Source organism: Brevundimonas sp. TWP3-1-2b1 (genome assembly GCF_049896165.1).
Taxonomy (GTDB): Bacteria; Pseudomonadota; Alphaproteobacteria; order Caulobacterales; family Caulobacteraceae; genus Brevundimonas; species Brevundimonas subvibrioides_B.
The window spans coordinates 1-18,605 of the sequence record NZ_JAFCTT010000015.1 but is presented as its reverse complement, the minus strand read 5'-3'; the positions used below and the strand labels follow the sequence as shown (position 1 = coordinate 18,605).

Genomic DNA, 18,605 nt, shown 5'->3' with positions numbered 1-18,605 from the left:
GTCGGCGGTTGTCCCGGGGGAAGGGCGCCGCTAGACCGGACGGGCCCAAACCGTCAGAGACCCAAATGCCCGATCAGACCGACAAGCAGACCTTCTCCGACGAAGAAGCGCTCGATTTCCACCGGCTGCCGCATCCGGGCAAGATCTCCATGGCGCCGACCAAGCCCATGGCGACCCAGCGCGACCTGTCCCTGGCCTATTCGCCCGGCGTCGCCGTGCCGGTACGCGCTATCGCCGACAATCCCGACGCGGCCTACGATTATACCTCCAAGGGCAATCTGGTCGCCGTCATCTCGAACGGCACGGCCATCCTGGGCATGGGAAACCTCGGCCACCTGGCGTCCAAGCCGGTGATGGAGGGCAAGGCCGTCTTGTTCAAACGCTTCGCCGACGTCGACAGCTTCGACGTCGAGGTCAAGACCACCGATCCCGACGAGTTCATCACCGTCGTCAAGAACATCGGCGACAGCTGGGGCGGCATCAACCTGGAGGACATCAAGTCCCCGGAATGTTTCGTCATCGAGAGCGAGCTGCAGGACCTGCTGGACATCCCCGTCTTCCATGACGACCAGCACGGCACGGCGATCATCTCGACCGCCGGCCTGATCAACGCCTGCCACATTACCGGTCGCAAGTTCGAGGACGTGAAGATGGTCCTGGTCGGCGCGGGCGCCGCCGGACTGTCGTCGCTGAGCCTGATGAAGTCGCTTGGCCTGAAGCCGGAGAACGCCACGGTCGTCGACCTGCACGGCGTCATCTATCGCGGCCGTACCGAGGGCATGGACCAGTGGAAGTCGGTCCACGCCATCGACACCGACAAACGCACCCTCGCCGAGGCCATGCAGGGGGCCGACGTGGTCCTCGGCCTGTCGGCCAAGGGCGCGATCACGCCCGAAATGGTCGCCACGATGGCGCCGCGCCCGATCATCTTCGCCATGGCCAACCCGGACCCCGAGATCGCGCCGGAACAGGTGCTGGCCGTGCGCAAAGACGCCATCATCGCCACCGGCCGCTCGGACTATGTGAACCAGGTCAACAACGTCCTGGCCTTCCCCTATCTGTTCCGCGGCGCCCTCGACGTGCGCGCCCGACGGATCAATCACGAGATGAAGATCGCCTGCGCCAACGCCCTGGCCCAGCTGGCGCGCGAGGACGTTCCGGACGAGGTCGCCGTGGCCTATCGCGGCCGCAAGCTGAAGTTCGGGCCGGACTACATCATTCCGTCGCCTTTCGATCCGCGCCTGATCTGGTACATCCCGCCCTTCGTGGCCCAGGCCGCGATGGACACCGGCGTCTCGCGCGTGCGCATTGACGACATGGACGACTACCGCGCCCGGCTGCGCGAACGGGTCGATCCGTCAGCCGCCCTGATGCAGAAGATCTCGTCGGCCGTGCGCGCCGCGCCGAACAAGCGGGTGGTGTTCGCCGAGGGCGAGGAATCGACCGTGATCCGCGCCGCCTGGGCCTTCAAACAGGCCGAGCTGGGCACGCCGATCCTGATCGGCCGCGAGGACCTGGTCCGCAAGAACGCCGCCGAGGCGGGACTCGACTTCGACGCCATGGGCATCGAGATCGTCAACGCCCGCGTGTCGGAGCGGAACCTCGAATACACCGACTTCCTGTACGACAAGCTGCAACGGCGCGGTTACCTGCGCCGCGACGTGCAGCGTATGATCAACCAGGACCGCAACTATTTCGCGGCCGCCATGCTGGCGCGCGGCCAGGCCGACGCCATGGTCACGGGCACAACCCGCAACTTCAACATGGTGCTGAAGGAGGTCCTGCGCGTGCTGGACGTCGAGGGCGACAGCCTGATCGGCCTGTCGATCGTCCTGGCCAAGGGCCGCACCATCTTCGTCGCCGACACCTCGATCCATGAACTGCCGTCGGCCGAGGAACTGGCCGATATCGCCATCCAGGCCGCCGCGACGGTGAAGAAACTGGGTCGCACGCCGCGCGTGGCCTTCCTCAGCTATTCCACCTTCGGCAACCCGCCCGGAGAGCGTGGCGAGAAGGTGCGCGAGGCCATCCGCATCCTCGACCACAAGGGCGTCGACTTCGAATACGAGGGCGAGATGCCGCCGGAACTGGCGCTCGATCCGGCCCTGCGGACCAACTATCCGTTCATGCGGCTGAGCCGCGAGGCCAATGTGCTGGTCATGCCGGCCCTGCATTCGGCCGCGATCTCGACCCAGCTGGTCCAGGCCCTCGGCGGGGCGACCGTGATCGGCCCCCTGCTGGTCGGTCTGGAGAAGTCGGTTCAGATCGTGTCTCTGGGGGCCCAGGTCTCGGAGATCATCACCGCCGCCACCTTCGCCGCCTACGAGGAGGGCGTCAGCGTCGAGTTCGAGCCCGAGGACGAGGAGGCCACGCCGCACCCGAGCGCGGCCGCAGAACGGTCGATGACGGCGGTGCCGCCGACGGCTTGATCAGACCGTCGAGGCTCCGGTCCGGGCCAGCTTGCGGGCCTCGAACCCCAGCCGGACCCATTCGATCAGGACGAAGACGATGGCGATCACCCCCATCCAGGCGGCGATGACGAACATCGGCGCATAGCCCTGGGCATCGATGAGCTCACCGAGCGCGCCGCGCCCGAGCGTGCCGATGAGCAGGGCCAGAGAGATGAAGACGGCGAATTGGACCGCGCCGAAGGTCTTGTTCGACAAGGCCGACAGATAGGCCACGAAGGCTGCGCCCGCGAAGCCGCCGGCGATGTTCTCGCCCGCGATGGCCAGCATCAGACGTGACAGGGGCTCGCCCACGCCGATCGATCCGAACACGGAATAGAGACCGGTCGCCGACATGAAGGGTCCGATGCTGGGGGCGCCGAGCGCCAGGTCCATCATCAGGAGGTTGGTGGCCGCCGACAGGATGGCGCCGAGCAGCAGGCTCCACATCCGGCCTATGACCAGCAACGCCCAGCCGCCGAGCCCGATGCCGACGATGGTCATGATGACTCCGAAGGTCTTGGACGCCAGGGCGACCTCGGCGGCCGTGTGACCCAGCGCCCCGCCCGTGTCCCCCATGTAGAAGGGGAAGGCGAACGGACCCCAGACGCCGTCGGTGATGCGGTAGGTCAGGATCAGTCCCAGTACGATCACCGCGCCCCAGCCCAGACGGCCGATCAGCTCGACCAGCGGGGCCAGGATGGCGTCATAGAGAGTGTCGGCCAGCTTCGGCGCCGCCGAGGCCTCGGCGGCGGTCGCGGCGCGGCCCTTCCACACGATCAAGCCGGCGAGGGCGGCCGGTAGAACGACGGTGGCCCCGACGATCCAGGGGCCCCAGGAGCCGGTGAAGGTCCCGGCGCTCGGCGCCGGCGAGGTCGTCAGGGCTATGACCATGAAACGAACCAGCATGAAGGCGGCCCAGCCCCAGGCGGCCAGGGTGGCGACCAGCACGATCAGCCGCAGACGCGGCGACCCGCGCCGCTCGCGCGCGACCGCCGTCCGCGACGACGGGACGGGCTCGGGCGCGATCAGGGTGCCGACGATGCCCAGGCCCATCAGTACGGCGGCGGTGATGAAGACGCCGGGCCAGCCGATGACCACGGACATCAGCAAAGACCCTGCGCCGCCGACGAGCGCGGCCGTGCGATAGCCCAGTTGATAGACGGTCGAGAGCAGGTCGATGGGCGTCTTCTCGTCTGCGATCTCGATCCGCCAGGCGTCGATGACGATATCCTGTGTGGCGAAGGCGAAGGCGCCGAGCGCGGCGCCCAGCGCCAGCGGTCCAAGCACGCCCGCGCTCGGATGCGACAGGGCGACCAGACCCAGGGCAATGGCGATGAGCACCTGAAGCACCAGCAGCCAGCTACGCCGGCGGCCGAGCCGCTTGCCGAGGCCGGGCGGCGTCCAGCTGACGGCCGGGGACCACAGGAAGCGGAAGGCGCCGAACAGGCCGATCCAGGAGAGGATGCCGATGGTGGCGACCGGGATCTTCTCCTCGGTCAGCCAGGCGTTCAGCGTGCCGATCAGCATGGCGAACGGCAGGCCGGCGGAGAAGCCCAGCAGCAGCATGGCCAGGGTGCGCCGTTCACGGAAGGCGACCTTCAGAACGGCCAGCCCCTTGGGTTTCAGGTCGATCTCTGTCGGCGCAGTGGGGGGCGCGGCGGGAGCGGTCATGGAACGGAGCCTCTGTCTCGAAGGGTCTCCGATCTGATCGCCGGTTCGCCCTATGCGGCGGAGACCTTGGCGCGGATGTCGCCGCTCGTCCAGCGGGCCAGGGCGGCGCGCAGGGCCTCCATCTCCAGCGGCTTGACGAGGTGGTCGTTCATGCCCGCCGCTAGGCAGGCCTGACGGTCCTCGGCGAAGGCGTTTGCGGTCAGGGCGACGATGGGGGTGCGGTCACCGCCGGCTCGGATGGCGCGCGTCGCGGCCGGGCCGTCCATGCCGGGCATGCGCATGTCCATGAAGACGAGGTCGTAGCGGGCCCGCTTCATGGCGGCGAGGGCCTCGTCCCCCGTTGCGGCGGTTTCAACCACGCAACCCTCGCGGCGCAGAAGGGTGCGGGCGAGGAGGGCGCCGACCGGATTGTCCTCGACCAGCAGGATGCGAGTGCCGGCGAAACGGACGGGAACAACCCGGTCGTCCTCGGGCGGGAGGCCGCGCGGGACGCCGACGGTTTCTCCAGCCGTGGCGGCGGCCAGCACCCGTTCGACGAGGGAAGCGCGGCGCAGGGGTTTGATCAGATAGCCGTGGAAACCGACCGACCGGTAGCGGGCGATCAACTCACGTTCCGACGGCTTCAGCAGAATCACGCCGCGTCCGCCCTCGGGCAAGGCTGCCAGCGACAGGCCCGATACGGCAGTTTCGGCGTGGTCGACGAGGGTGATGGGCGCCAGAGCGCCGGCGGGCCAGGCCGAGCCGCCCGACGCGGTAATCTGGGCCTCTGCGGCGGCGCGGACGAAGGCGTCGGGGGTGCGGACGGCGACTGCCCGATCGGTCAGGGGTCGGGCGCGGGGCGTGGCGTCCGGAGCGACGGCGAAGGCGGCCTCGAACACGAAGCGGGAGCCGTGAGCGGTCTTTCCGCCCGGCGCATCCTGGACCCGCACCACCCCGCCCATGGCCGTGGCCAGTTTTTGCACCACCGCGAGACCCAGACCGGCCCCACCGTGGCGGGTGGCGTCGGAGGCATCGACGTGGCCGAACTCCTCGAAGATGCGGGCGCGGGCCTCGACCGGCACGCCGGGGCCGGTATCGTCGATGATGAAGGCCAGCCGCGGCCGATGATCGGAACCCCCGGCGCGTTCAACCGAGATATGGACGCCGCCGGCGTCGGTGAACTTCACCGCATTGCCCGCGAGATTGAACAGGACCTGACGCAGGCGGCCCTGGTCTGCGAGGATATCGGGGGCGTCGGGCGAGACCGACCAGACAATCTCAAGCCCCTTGTCGTGGGCACGGGGGCTGAGCAGTTCGGCGACGCCGCGCACCAGACCCTCCAGCTCTACGGGCGCGGGATCGAATTCCAGTTTCCCGGCCTCGAGCCGGGCGTAGTCGAGCAGGTCGTTGACGAGGCCGAGCAGGTGTTCGGCGGATTCGCGCGCGGCCTCGGCATAGGCGCGCTGGGCTCCGTCCAGCCGGGTGCGGGTCAGGAGGCCGATCATGCCGATGACGCCGTTCAGGGGCGTGCGCATCTCGTGGCTCATGAGGCGGAGGAAGGGATCGGCGCCGCCCGCGCGGATCGCCTGCCCGGTTTCGCCCGCCTGCTCCGTCTTCCGTCGCGTCATGCCGCTCTCCGTTTCGGGAGGATCATGCAGGATCAGGCGTTAAGGCCGCTTCAACTGCTTGCTGGAGGCTACCAGGCCGGGAGACTGGCCCGGACGTCCTGCTGCCGTTCGAACTGGTCCTGGGCGCCGACGGTGGTGCGGCGATAGATCAGGGCCTCGGCGATGTGGCGGCGGAGGACCCCGGTCGACCCCTCCAGATCGGCGATGGTGCGGGCCAGACGGAGGGTCCGGGTCCAGCCGCGCGCCGTCAGTCCCCCGGCCTCCCCGGCCCGCATCAGCAGGGTGCGGCCCGCCTCATCCGGCGTGGCGAACCGTTCCAGCACATCGCCGGACGAACGGGCGTTCAGCGCCTGAAGCGGATCCAGCCCCGCCTCGCTCACCCGTTCTTCCTGCATGGCGCGGGCGACGGCGACACGGGCGGAGGCTTCGGCCGTGCCCTCGGCAGGACTGGGCAGGGCCATGTCGGCCGCGGTGACGGGCGGGGTCTCCACCGTCAGGTCGATGCGGTCGAACATCGGGCCCGAGATGCGGTTCTGGTAGTCGCGCTGGCAGCGCGGGGCCTTGCCGCACGCCCCCTTACCCGCCCCGCCGACGCCGCAGCGGCAGGGGTTCATCGCCGCGACCAACTGGAACCGCGCCGGATAGCGGACATGGGCGTTGGCCCGCGCCACCACGATTTCGCCCGTCTCCAGCGGGGCCCGCAGACTGTCGAGCGCCTGGGCCGAATATTCCGTCATTGGGTAGCAAACGCACCTTACCCGGCAGAACGATTTTTTTAGGAGTAGAACGCATCAGCTGTGACGTATGCGAGCACCCCACCTGCTATTCGGACTGAAACGGTTTCACCGGCAGCTTGCCGGTGAACGTGCATTTATTTCCCGACCTGTTACGCGGATCAGGACGGCGGCGGGCCGCGCGGCCTACACGGCTGAAGCGGCACACCGAGAAGCGCGCGTTGCCGAGATCGACGACGTCTTGCCCCACGTAGAATTTCTTTTGAAGCTGCTCGACCCATCTTGGGATGCCGATGGTGCGAAGCCTATTCGCCCGCCTAAGGTGATTTACCCTCAGCCCCCCTATGGATGGTGGGCTGCTGCTTTCGACGAACTAAGGAATGCCGATCGGCCGCTTACGGGAGCGGAGTTGGTTGAGGCTTCCGCGCAGCGATACGGGGTCGACATCTCCGAATATCCGGCACGGCAGAGAGCCAGCAATGCGGTATGGGCGAGCCTGGGGAAGAACAGAAATCTACTTGTTCGTCACGAAGGTCCGCCTCTTCGTTTCGAGCTGTTACGGTGACGTCAGCGTCGAGATGGTCGCCAGCCGGCTTCAGCTTTGGGCCAACCGTTGCCTATTTCGGTGTTGAACTCGGCCCGTAGCGCGCTGAGGAATTTGCCGAACTGGCATGGGTTGGGTCTCACCAAGTTCAGGGGGCTCGCGGCATGTAGCAAAATTGAAGTCTCCTCCGCTTTCACATAACCGCACCGTTTCACGCCGACGACCGCACGTTGGGACAGCCAGGCGGTCAGACTAGCTTCGGTTAGCGCCCGGTCTGCACCCACCAGCAGGTCCGGCAGGGTGCCAAACGAATGCTGTAGCGCCATGATTGTGCGCCGAGGCGTTGACCTATCAGCGTTACTCAAGAGGTGGTCCAGCACACGCGATCGTAAGTCGTAGGTCTCTCCGACATAGACCTGAACCCCGTGCTCCGTGCGCCAGAGCGGCAAGGAACTCGATTCCTTGAACCCCACTAGATTTAAGAGTTCCGCTCCGTCGGAGAGCCACAGAGTGTATACCCCCGCGCCATTGGGAATGCAGGATGGGTCAGCCGCAATCTGCTGAGCCTCAAAATAATCGAAGCCGTCAAACCAAGTGCGACGTCCAGGCGGCTTCCGAGCTGACCCTATTTCGTCCAGCCCCCCGCCGTCTGCGACCACTCGCTTCTCTAGACGCTCAGACCTCGACGGCGGACGCCACGCTTTCGTGGTCCCATCGCGCTGGCACAGCGAAAGTGATCGCTTCCGGCCCTGGAAATAGCCGGCTAACTCGGACCTCCCGCAGCGACTCATCGCGCTGACGGCGTCTGACCATCCTCCCTTGTCGGTCCACTTGTTCCGTTCGATACGCCAAGCTGCGTCGGCGGCGTAGAGGTCCAGGTATTGCCCTGAAATGTGCCGCTGGATTCGCTCCATAATCCTTAGGGCTCGGAAATAATTCTCAGCCTGATTAGTGCATGCCTCGGGAGAGTAATAAGCCTCCTTATGGTTTATCGTGAATAACTGATGTCGCGCACGTAACCAGGACCACCAGACGCCTTGATCGGCAAATAGAACCGCGTCGGGGGAGATTGCATCTCTAATGAACGAACGCGCATCACTCTCATGCTTGGCTACCCATGTCCGAACAGAGCCCCCACGTTCGCGAGCAGCAACAACGGTCAGTGCCCTTGAGTTACTGCGAAATGGCATCTTTCGGTGATCGTCTCGCTTCTTTTTGACGTTCTTTGGTCGGATGAATCCGCCATATTCGCTGCCGTCAATCTCGATCTCGCCCGACAGGATAAAGCCCTTCGCACGTTCGGCGAGTTCATTTCTAATTTTATGAAGCCAGACAAAAACTGTTTTGTATTGAACGCCAATATTCCTACAGAGTTCTCTAGTGCTTACGGCCTGCGCGTTAATACTAAATGCGGCTACTATCGTCATAAGCTTTCTAAACGAAAGTTTCCGATATGCCCACGGTGTGTTTGAAGTCGGCGAAAACTGTCGAAGGCACATTTTACATTTAAAAATGTGTCTGGATTTGTAAGTGTAAACGGCGGTGCAGTTGCAATCTTCGCATGCTGGCATTCCGCCCCATTTGGCGAACCGTAGGCGAATAAAATAGGCGCGCGCTGTTTCCTCCGTCTGTGCATAGACGTCGAAGGGCTTCACAGCATCCGCCGGGCCGATCAGATCGATCGTTTTGGACAAGCAGCACCAACGCGAGGATAGTCGCGTATGTGCGATACTCATCGCCACGAAGCGGGTCAACCAAAATGTCGCGTTTGTGCGACGTCGGGCGCGTTTACGCGTGTTCCATCGCTGTCATGTGGTCCTGTCGGGCCTTTTTTTCACACAGGCCTGTCACGCTGTCTTGCGAATGTTCCGCAAACCGCCGTAAGTGCGGATATGGCTGGCCCACCATCCGCTTCATCACCTCGTTCTGACCCGCAAGAGGATAAGTGGCGCGATGTGGCGAAGGGCATGTTGAAGGCGGAGCTAAAGCGCCAGCATCTTACCTATCACGATCTGGCGTCCCTCCTGGTCGATATGGGAATCGACGAAACAGAAACCAGCGTTCGAAATAAGATAAGCCGGGGCTCTTTTTCTTTCGTATTCGCGTTGCAGGCTATGGCTGCCATTGGCGTCCGTCTCCTGCCATTTCGCCCCGATCTAGATTACGATCTCCAACTTCCACCGGACCTGCTGAATCGTAGTCAGCTGAGGGTGAAAGCTAAAATCTAACCCGGCGAATCGGGCAACCGGGAACCCGCACAGCGCGAATGGTTCAAGTGGCGCAACCATGACATGTGCGCCATCCCCACCTTCTTGCTGACGTCCCCAACCCGAGGCAGCCAGTCTATAGATGTGGCGCTAAAGTAGCTCTCTCATCGGAGGGTCAGATGAAGTGGTATCTATTCAGCCTGTGCGCACGGGTCAGCGAGGAGGGAGTCGAGCGCGGGAGCGAATGGGTTGATGATGCATGGCTTGCGCGGGAGATCGCCGGAAATGCGAGCCTTGACCGCTGCGTGGAACTCCCTGAGGCGCCGGGACGGGGGCAGTGGGCGTTGAGTGGAAAGACGTTACCTTGGCCGGGGTCCGCAAAATGACTCCCGTCAGCGAGCTCAATCTCCTTAACCCGGCTCGCTGATCCTAGGGGAGAGCTTCCGCTGGCTGGTGGACAGGCGCTCTGTAACGCTCAGAATGATCTCGGCATTCTTCCAGGACCCGATTTACCCAAGGCTCATACCAACACCATTGCTTGCCGACGGCGATGGCCCCGTAACCCTTGGCAGGGTCTTTCGCGCCTAGGCGTTGCCACAACCGCGTGTGACTATCCATCGTGAAGCGGTCCCACCCTTCGGCCTGAACCTTCGCCACCACCTCGGCAGGCAGATACTTCCGCTTCTCAACCTCCTTCAGCGCCATGCTGAACTTCTCTTCGATGTCGGAGCCGGGCTGCACGAGTTCGACGGCCAGATCGGCTCCGGGGGCGCGGTTCGCAGTCTTGCGGATCATGAAGACGCGATAGGCGAAGCGGGGGTCATCCTGTTGCTCGGGCGTCAGCTTCTGCTCGAAGCCCTCCATCATCGTCTCGATATGGCGAGGTAGGTTGCCGGCCTTCTTGAGAAGGGCCCGCTGATCCGGGCTGAAGGTGACGAACTGGAGCGCAATCGGAAGGCGGCGCTCCAGAGCGTATTGGGCCCCGAACTGAGCCTTAATGACGTCGTTGAAGTTGATGCAGCAGGCTTGCAGCTTGGCGCTAACGGCATCGTCGATCCGGTTGGTCGATCGATGCTCGATCTCGTGGCGCAGTTCCAGGAGGTAGAGGAGGTTGTCGGCCGCCCCGCACTCGACCGGGCATCGCGCGTGCCTCAGGCATTGGGCCAGTTCCCAATATTTGTCGGCGCCGTTCGGCGTCTTGACGATGACCCGCCGGCCCCCTTCCGTCTTGGCGTGGCGGTAGTCGATGCCCTCGCGCTTCAACCAGGCGTGCAGCAGGTAGGTCCAGGCGATCACGGCCGTGACGATGAACAGTTCAGTGCGGAACGTCAGACCCGCGCCGTTAAAGATGTGGACCGCCGCGATCATGGCCTCGCGCGCCTTGATCAGCAGTTCGTCGCCCTGGAGGCTGAGGCCGGTCTCGGCGTCTACATCGGGCCAGGAAACCAGGAACGCGTCCAATTCCTCGGAGGACGCCGGTTTGACCGCCGTGTGCTTCTTCTTCTTTTTGATCTCCGCGATAACCCGATGGTTCACCGATCGGGTCGGGCGGGTGAAGTGGGCCAGGATGTCTTGGTCGTTCGGCCACCGCCCGTCGGCAATCATGGCCTTGATTAGGGCGATCTCCCACCGCTCCAGGGTGTTGCCCCGTCTGCGGACCGGCGATCGACTGGCCGGGGTGGGTGCGGCAGCTAGCGCTGGTTCAGGCCTGGGCACAGCGGGTGACACCCGTCCTGCGAACGGCGCCTTCATCCCGCGATCTCGGCGTCGGGTTGGCCCGCCATCAGGGCGTTTATCCAGGCCAGGGCCAGATCGCGGCTGCGGTAGGAGCCCCATCTGGCGATCTCTTCCCGCTGGACGATGGGGAAGGTCGAGTAGATGTAGCGGATGTCGTCGCGGCTCTGGGTAGGGTCGGTCGGATCGAAGACGCCGTAGAGAATGAAATAGAGCCCATCCAGCTTAGCCCTCAGCTTCAGGCGGCGCTCCTCGTCCCAGGCGAAAGGTGGCAGCACGTCGCCGGCGTCATCGACGTGCCCCAGGTCGCGCGCGAACGGGGCGAGATCGTGGGCGGTGTAGCTGAGTTCGAGGACGGCTTCGCGAACGATGTCGCGGGCGGCCTTTGCCCCGAAGGCGCGGTTGTAGGCGGCAGGCGGGACGACAGGAAGCTGCTCGACGATGAAGAGGTTCAGCGTTTGGCCCTGAACCTTCTGACGGGTCGAGAAGTCGAAGACGGTCGAGTTCAGGTTGGCAGCGAGCAGCCATTCCTTCCTCGATGGGGCTGTGGGAAGGAAGACAGGCACTTTGTTGCCGAACCCCACGGCAGGCAGGATCGTCGCAATCATCGTTCGGACGTTGGTCGGGGCGGTGATTTCCTTGAAGCCCAGAACCCAACCGGTGTCCGGATAGACGGTCCTATCGATCGAGACCCAGAACTGGGGATCTGGAGAGCATGTTGGGTCCGCGTGCTGTTCCACTGTGGTCGACAGTGGCTGTGCTGGGCGATTGAGGTTGGCGGCATTCACGACGACGCTCGCGGCGCGGTGATCGAAGGCCTGGATCATCTTGCCTTCGTAGAGCGGCACCCATTCACCTGATGCTGACTGGAACCGATTGCCCCCAGTCGCCCACGCCCCCTCGGCACCTTCCAGTTCGGCACGCGTCCGGAACAGGTGGCTGTCGTTGGTCATGTGGAACATGGTGGCGTAGCGCACCGGCCATGCCGCCACGGGCGTGCCGCTGGATCGATCCACCAGCACTGGCAGACGCGCATAGATCGCCGTGGTCAGGGCCATGTCACGACGCGACCTAAAGATCGGTGCCGTGCCGGTGTTGGGGTTCACCCCGGCGAAGTCAGCCGCCGTAATGGGGAAAGCCCGGTCGGGATCACGGGTCTCGTCGGCGGCCTGAAGGAAGAAGCCGCAGGTCGCGGCTTCGAACTTTCTTCCTGGGCTGGAGATAAGGGCACAGAACTTGAAGCGGCTGTCCACGTCGGGGAAGAACGGCTCCACACCGTAGCAAGGCCTGCGGTTCTCGAAGTCGTAGAGCGCCTTTAACCGGCCCTCGGTGGCGACCCCCCTGAAGAAGGCGCTGGCCGACAGGTCCGACGCGATCCCGCTGGGCGTCAGCAGACCCACCATCCCGCCGGGCTTCACCAGGCTCTGCGCACGCTCGACGAACAAGCTGTAGAGGTTGATGTCGCCCCGGCTGAGAAGGGGATAGTGCCCCGAATTCCGCGCCATGCGGATGGTGTCCGCCGCACGCGCGTCGGCCTTCTGGTAGTCTTCGAACAGCGGATCGCTGTCCGCCTTCAGCTTGGCGATCAGCTTAGCCCGGTCAGCGGCGCGGGCCGCCATCGCGATCTGCGGCCGCCGGGCCGCGAACCACTCGACCTGTTGCAGCTTGATCCGGTCCCACGGCGGGTTACCGACCACGGCGTCGAAGCCGCCGACTCGGTCCTTGCCGGCCCAATCATCCCAGACGCCGGGGAAGCTGATCTGCCAGTTCAGGAACCGCTCTTCGGCGATCAGATCGCGCGCGCGCCGCCAGATGTCCGTGAAGCCTTCGATCTCGTCTGCCTTGGTGCGGCCCTGCGTCGGCGTCGCCCTGCCGCGCGCGATCGGCAACGCCTCCCCAAACTGGCCGTCCAGCCAGAGGCGGACGAGGCGCTTCTGGTCCTTGTTCAGGTCCAGCCAGTCTAGAGCGTGCATGAAGCTGACGAAGCTGTCGAGCGGCCCGACCTGGAACTCGACATCGGTCCACATCTCGGCGGACCGGTGGGCTTCGGCGATCTCGGCGTCGGTCGCCATCTCGATCGTTTTCATGGCCAGGGCCTGACGTTGCGCGTTGGCCAGGGCCTCGTTCCACAACAGTTCGCCGCCCAGCCTGCCCGCCTTGTCGATGGCGTCACGCACCCACAGACCGAACAGGCTGTCGCCTGCGTGCAGGTGGTGATCGATGAAGGACAGGGGTGCGCCGACCGTGAAGGTGTGGAGCCACAGCGCCACCTTCGCCAGTTCGACGGCCATTGGGTTCTTGTCGACACCATAGACGCAGCGCTTCAGCACCATGCGCCGGACGATGTGCCGATCGTCCAGGTGCGATTCGTCGATCGTCCACTTCGCCGCCCGCGCGTTCCGCAGGATGGTGGCGCGGATTTTCTCGATCTCGCCCGCGAGAGACGAGGTGTAATCGATCTCGGCACCCAAGGCGGCCGCCTCGGCCATGGCCTCCAAGACATGGTCGGCCAGGGTGTCGACTAGGCTCACCAGGAAGTGACCGGACCCCATCGCCGGGTCGCAGACGCGCAAGGACAGGATGGCCTCGGCCGGGTCCACCTCGCGCAGCGCCCCCCGCTGCATCTCGGGCGTGTCGTTCGGGTCCAGCGCATCAAGCGCGGCGTGGAAGGCCGTGCGCCGTTCGGCGATCAGCGGCTCCATCGTCTCGTCCAGGATCAGCCCGACCAGTTCGTCCGGCGTGTAGTAGCTGCCGGAGTTCTTGCGGGCGAACACGTTGGGCCGGACGGTCAGGTGCCCGGCCTCTCCGTCGGCGCCCTCGCGCACGATCTCGAACTCCAGCAGGCGTTCGTAGATCGAGCCCAACTGCTGCACCGATAGGTCGCGGTAGTTGATGTAACGGCGCTGGCCCGACGACCGCTCGTAGGACATGGCATCCAGCGCCGGGGCCATGACGTCGTCGGCGATCCGGGCCGTGGACAGCAGGGGCGCGCCGGTGCCTGCGAATAGCCCGCCGTTGTAAGGCGGGATGCCCACGGAGGCGTCGCCCTTGTCGATGATGCGCGACAGGTCCGAAACGTGAGACCAGACCTTCGCCGCCGTGCCCGAGAAGGTGTCGCCGTTCGAGACGCGGTCACCGATCTCGATCCGCAGCGGCCGCAGGGCGTAGTCGTCGTAGCGGTCGTCGCTGACCGGGAGCAGGTCGCGGTCCTCGGCATAGAGCAGGAACAGCAGCCGGTAGAGCAGGATCAAGGCGGCGTCGCGGACGTCATCCAGCGGGGCCTGGGGCGCGGACGCGGCCAGCGCGCGGGCCAGGGCCGGGAAGACCTCGTCAAACACCAGCTTCGACAGGCTAGCGGCGACCCGCTCCTCGTAGAAGGCGGCTTCGGCCCGTGCCCGATCGTGGAAGGACTTCTGGTCGACGCCGGTGCGCAGGAAGGCATCGCGGCCGAACATGCAGGCGAAGACGCGCAGCCAGTGATCGCGGGTCTCGTCGTCGACGAACAGGTCGGGCGCGCCGTCCAGGGCCAGGACGCGTCCAAGGTCGATCTCCAGGAACTCCTCGGAGATGGATCGCGCCCCAGCCCAGTAAAGCCGCCAGCGCGTCCCATTGGTCAGGATGCCCCAACGCAGCTTGCCCTGAGTGGTGTCGTCGATGCGGCGGAGGTAGCGCAGCATCTGTGTGGATGGAGCCGTCGTTTCGTCCCGACCGGACGCGCGGTCCAAGGGGCGAGCCCAGCGCTTGCTTTCGACCACAGCCAAACCGTGAGCATACCGACGCCATTGTTCGTCCTGAGCGTTGGCAGCGGCTTTGGCCGCGATGTCGGCGAACAGCAAACCATCGGGGACGTCGTCCCTGCCCGTAACCGTCAGGTTCTGCTGGCGCAGCGACTCCGTCCAACCGAGCGCGGCCAACACCGGCCATATGAAGTCGTCCTCGGTTTGGCTCTCGTTGGTCTTGGCATTCTTGGGGAAGGCATCGGCGATCCTAGCCAACTCTGCGCGGACGCCAGACACGTCAACGGCACGGTAGGCTGCGGTCGCCCTGATGGCCTCACCGAGGTAATCCGTGCTGAATAGCGCGCCAACGCTGAACGTCGCTACTTCAGTCACCTAATGCCCTCCGCACCGAAAGCATTAGCTATGTCCAACTTGACTGGCAAAGGTCGCAACATCCGCGATTTCAACCGATTCACGTGATGGCTGCTCGATCCAGCCATCCTCACCCAGGAGCCGAATCGAATGCAACCGTCATCAGCTATTCCAGCACAAACGGACCGACGGCCCGTCTAATCGGCGGGCATCCGGATCACTCGCGCGAAACCAGAATGTGACCGATTGATGCACCGATTGGATTTCGGGCGCGTTGCGAGATGAACCTCTGTCGCAACCTTTGCACAAATCGTTGCGTCGGTTTCGCTTAAGCCGTTGTCAACTTCGATTGGCGTAGGTTAACCTCGTAATGCGGAAACGGCCCCGCAACGGTTTGGATACCGAAGCGGAGCCGCTGAAGACCTCAGACGAAACCTCGGCCGTTTGGACGGGCTCTGGCAGACACATCATCTAGTGGCGGGGTTGCAGCCCCGTCACAGATATAGAGCACAGATGGCTAACGACCCGTCAACGGGGTTGACGATCACTTTCGTTCCGAATCGCGCGAAAGACAGGGGACGACCCTGTGGGAAACTGTTTTCCAACAGTATTCGAAGTTTAGAACCTCACCGGAAGCAAGCTGACCAGCGGCACAGTGTGCTTGTAGTTGCCCTCGGTCGTCTCGTGCTTGCGGCACATATAAGGGTCGGCCGTCTGGCGTCTGTATAGACCATAGCTGTCTTCCACCGCTCACAGACATCGGTTTCAAGTTTGTGAGCCCGACACCTCGATCTCACAATCATTCGCCAAGAGCATCCCGCCCCGTCGCAGGCGGCCAGCTCCTCACGATGGAAGTAGATTGACATGCTCAGTCAGGCGAAGGGAAGGATCGGAGCATGACCCTGACGAGGTCCATTGAAAGCCGGGGCGGGAACAGCTTTCGCCGCGAAAAACGGTCGAACCGCTTCGAAATTGGAACGCGCTACCTCGGCGGCCAGAGCTGGAATAACGGACGATGCCGCCTTGAAGTCGTCCATCTCAATGGCGCTGACAGCCGGAGGCGGCTCGATCCGAACCAACTGGTCCCGACCGATCAGGAGTCCAGCTTGGCCCGTGGAATTCTGACTGGCGAGGTGCATCGCGGACTTGATGATTTCCCGCCAGTGCCAGAGACCGCCGGCCGTGCGCTGGCCCTTCGTAAAAGGTATGTCGAGGTCGCCGCAGCTGATCGAGAGAATCTGGACTTGCCTGCGGTCTAGGTCGTGGGTGCTGAGGGCGTCAACGAGACCAATCATGACAGGATTGTTCGCCCATACGCCGCCGTCGGCAAACACCTGCCGTCCCATCTTCAGCGTCTTGAAGAAGGTAGGTGCCGCAGCCGTGGCCATCGCCACGTCGACCATCCGCTGGGACCAGTCGAGCTTGAAGTCCGGATGGTGCGGTGTTTTGAAAACAAACACCTCGCCATAGGTGCCTTCAAAGGACGGGATGCACAGACGCCGTTGCGCATCCCCCAACGTCCTGTTGTCAAAGACGTCTTCCAGCGCCGCTTTAAGCGGATCGCGGTCGTATGAATACCGCCCCACCCGCCCGAACCCTCTGACCACCTTCGCCACTGGGCGGGGAAGCCTGCTCGGAGGGAAAATTGATGCCCCGTGCTCCATGTAGAGCTCAAGAATTACATTGGACGGCAGACCTAGGGAAAGGCCCAGGGCGATGATTCCGCCCGTGGAAGTCCCCGTGATCAAGTCGAAATACTCACCTGCCGAGTCACCAGCGCAAAATTCAGTCTCGAAAGCGCTCAAAACGGAAGCAGGGAAGATCCCTTTTATGCCACCCCCGTCGATCGACAGGATGCGGAACGGCCGCTCGGAAGGCCAGCTCAGAGGCTGTCGACGCCCACCGATCGTCCCAGCGGAGCGGCGCTCCGGTGGTCTTGGCGTATCTTGCTTTCGGACGCTCATGCGATCTGCCCTTCCCATACCACCTCTTCGTAGCGAGCCAGCCCTCGTAAGTGACCAGCCATCGCAGGGTCCAATAGACGAACGTTTTTGCAAGGAGATCATCACCTGACCACTCCAGCGCTGCGGGATCGTAGACGCAAAGTTCCGGCTGGGTGCCGACCAGTCCCTGGAAGAACACATGCGGGATCGGCCCAAGATGGTAGTCAGGGTGCCGCTCAAGCTCGGGATCAATCACGCGGACGCGAGGCTTGGGACTAAACCGACTATGGGCCAGAGGCGGTGGCGGGATGCTGTAGTCAAGCTGAGCGGTGTAAGCGGTGATGTAAGGCTTTAGGACACCTTCCCAACGGAGCGACCAAGGTCCCACTTCGATCAGGGCAAAACCCGGCCACTCCGACGCCATTGCGGCGATTTGCTCGTCAAAAGAGATCAGGCTTCCGGTCCACCAAAATCAGTGCTGGATCGGACACCGGCGCGCGAAGAGCTCGCTGCGATCGAGCCGGTCAGCAATGCACCGGTCATCCCGAATTTCTGCTGGCCCCGCTGCGCGTCGGCGGTGCGCTGTTCCATGTAGGCCCCGACGGCATAGTCGGCAGCGGTTTCACCGAACAGGTCTTTCAGGATAGCTTTGGCCGTTCCGGGCGAGAAGCTACCAGACGCGAGGTCTCTCAGCCCTTTCACCAAATGGTCAAGATCGCCGGCGAAGAGGCGTTGATCCCATACATTGGCGGGCCACCGGTCGCTGAACACATCCGGTTGGAAGGCAGGATTTCGCACGACGATGAGTTCACCGGCCTGGTCGGCTGCCACCAGTCGAAGCCGAATGTGCTCGGCCACAGAAATTAGTTCAGCCAAAACCGACGGCAGCGCTCCGGGTTTCTCCAACGCCAGCGCGGCGAGCACGACTGACGGGGGCTTCCGCAGGTTCTTACGGGCGTCGGCCCGGAAGCGAACGTCGCGAAACCGCTTTAGCAACTGAACGGCGACCGTCCGGGGTGACTTTTCCTCCAGCCGCACAGGTTGCTCCATCGGCTCCACCAGGGCCTTCTCTACGAGAACCACCCGGTCGCGGAACGACCTAGCGAACGTGGGGTCGAGCTTTACCGTGTCGTTGTAGTAAGTCTTGAAACCATAAGGATTTACCGGCTTTACGAAGCTCGTGCCGTCCTTGCTGTGAAACAGAACGCCAGTCTTCTCCACGCCGGATTGGTCTCGGACGATCGGCATGAGGTCAACTGATACGCCGTCCTCATAGTGGACTGTGACGCACCGGCTGTTCTGTCGAACCTTGGTATAATAAGCAGAGCCCGGGTCCCCCTTGATGGCCCGATGTAGCAGGTCAAGCACCACCGCCGGCGGCGTTTCGATGGGCAGGTCCAGTTCCAACACCACGTCCACGTCGTGTTGATCAGTCTTCACTCGGGACGCCACGACGGCACCAATCCCAAAACTGCCGCTCGGGTAACAGGTCACGACGCGGTTCTCTAAGAGTCTGACTCATAATGATTCTGATGGATATCAGGCTCTTGCCAGTCTGCGGGTGAGCAGGCGGATATGGGCGACGAAGACCCAGGCGGTGGCCGAGGCGATGGTGGCCTCGAAG

9 protein-coding genes and 1 pseudogene are annotated in these 18,605 nt (G+C 63.8%); 2 read left to right on the top strand and 8 right to left on the bottom strand.

Annotated elements, in window-relative coordinates; translation table 11 throughout:
• The first annotated feature begins 65 nt into the window (after positions 1–65).
• On the top strand, positions 66–2,429 hold the full coding sequence (locus ACP7AB_RS13840) for an NADP-dependent malic enzyme (protein ID WP_425992444.1): 2,364 nt from the start codon (positions 66–68) through the stop codon (positions 2,427–2,429).
• On the opposite strand, the gene ACP7AB_RS13835 is transcribed toward ACP7AB_RS13840, so the two are convergent.
• The 4 genes and pseudogenes from ACP7AB_RS13835 to ACP7AB_RS13820 form a co-directional block, all read right to left on the bottom strand.
• Positions 2,430–4,121, bottom strand: a complete 1,692-nt coding sequence (locus ACP7AB_RS13835; protein ID WP_425992446.1) for an AmpG family muropeptide MFS transporter — start codon at positions 4,119–4,121, stop codon at positions 2,430–2,432.
• Between the two features lie 50 nt (positions 4,122–4,171).
• Positions 4,172–5,728, bottom strand: a complete 1,557-nt coding sequence (locus ACP7AB_RS13830) for a response regulator (protein WP_425992447.1) — start codon at positions 5,726–5,728, stop codon at positions 4,172–4,174.
• Positions 5,729–5,796: 68 nt separating this feature from the next.
• Positions 5,797–6,465 (bottom strand): annotated as a pseudogene (locus tag ACP7AB_RS13825) (ATP-binding protein); the annotation flags it as partial.
• A gap of 564 nt (positions 6,466–7,029) precedes the next feature.
• On the bottom strand, positions 7,030–8,760 hold the full coding sequence (locus ACP7AB_RS13820; RefSeq protein WP_426046164.1) for an IS1595 family transposase: 1,731 nt from the start codon (positions 8,758–8,760) through the stop codon (positions 7,030–7,032).
• A gap of 201 nt (positions 8,761–8,961) precedes the next feature.
• Between ACP7AB_RS13820 and ACP7AB_RS13815 the strand changes: the two genes are divergently transcribed.
• Positions 8,962–9,234: a DUF6471 domain-containing protein gene (locus ACP7AB_RS13815; protein ID WP_425992450.1), complete on the top strand. Its 273-nt coding sequence runs from the start codon at positions 8,962–8,964 to the stop codon at positions 9,232–9,234.
• Positions 9,235–9,642: 408 nt separating this feature from the next.
• Here the strand turns inward: ACP7AB_RS13815 and ACP7AB_RS13810 are convergent, their stop codons facing one another.
• From ACP7AB_RS13810 to ACP7AB_RS13795, 4 genes are all read right to left on the bottom strand, one after another.
• Complete coding sequence (locus tag ACP7AB_RS13810) at positions 9,643–10,818, bottom strand: DUF3644 domain-containing protein (protein ID WP_425992452.1); 1,176 nt, start codon at positions 10,816–10,818, stop codon at positions 9,643–9,645.
• A gap of 143 nt (positions 10,819–10,961) precedes the next feature.
• Positions 10,962–14,942, bottom strand: a complete 3,981-nt coding sequence (locus tag ACP7AB_RS13805) for an Eco57I restriction-modification methylase domain-containing protein (protein ID WP_425992454.1) — start codon at positions 14,940–14,942, stop codon at positions 10,962–10,964.
• Positions 14,943–15,910: 968 nt separating this feature from the next.
• Positions 15,911–17,002: a CBASS cGAMP-activated phospholipase gene (locus ACP7AB_RS13800; protein WP_425992456.1), complete on the bottom strand. Its 1,092-nt coding sequence runs from the start codon at positions 17,000–17,002 to the stop codon at positions 15,911–15,913.
• A 429-nt stretch (positions 17,003–17,431) separates the two neighbouring features.
• Positions 17,432–18,475, bottom strand: coding sequence for a nucleotidyltransferase domain-containing protein (locus tag ACP7AB_RS13795; protein ID WP_425992458.1), 1,044 nt, complete (start codon positions 18,473–18,475; stop codon positions 17,432–17,434).
• Between the last annotated feature and the right edge of the window lie 130 nt (positions 18,476–18,605).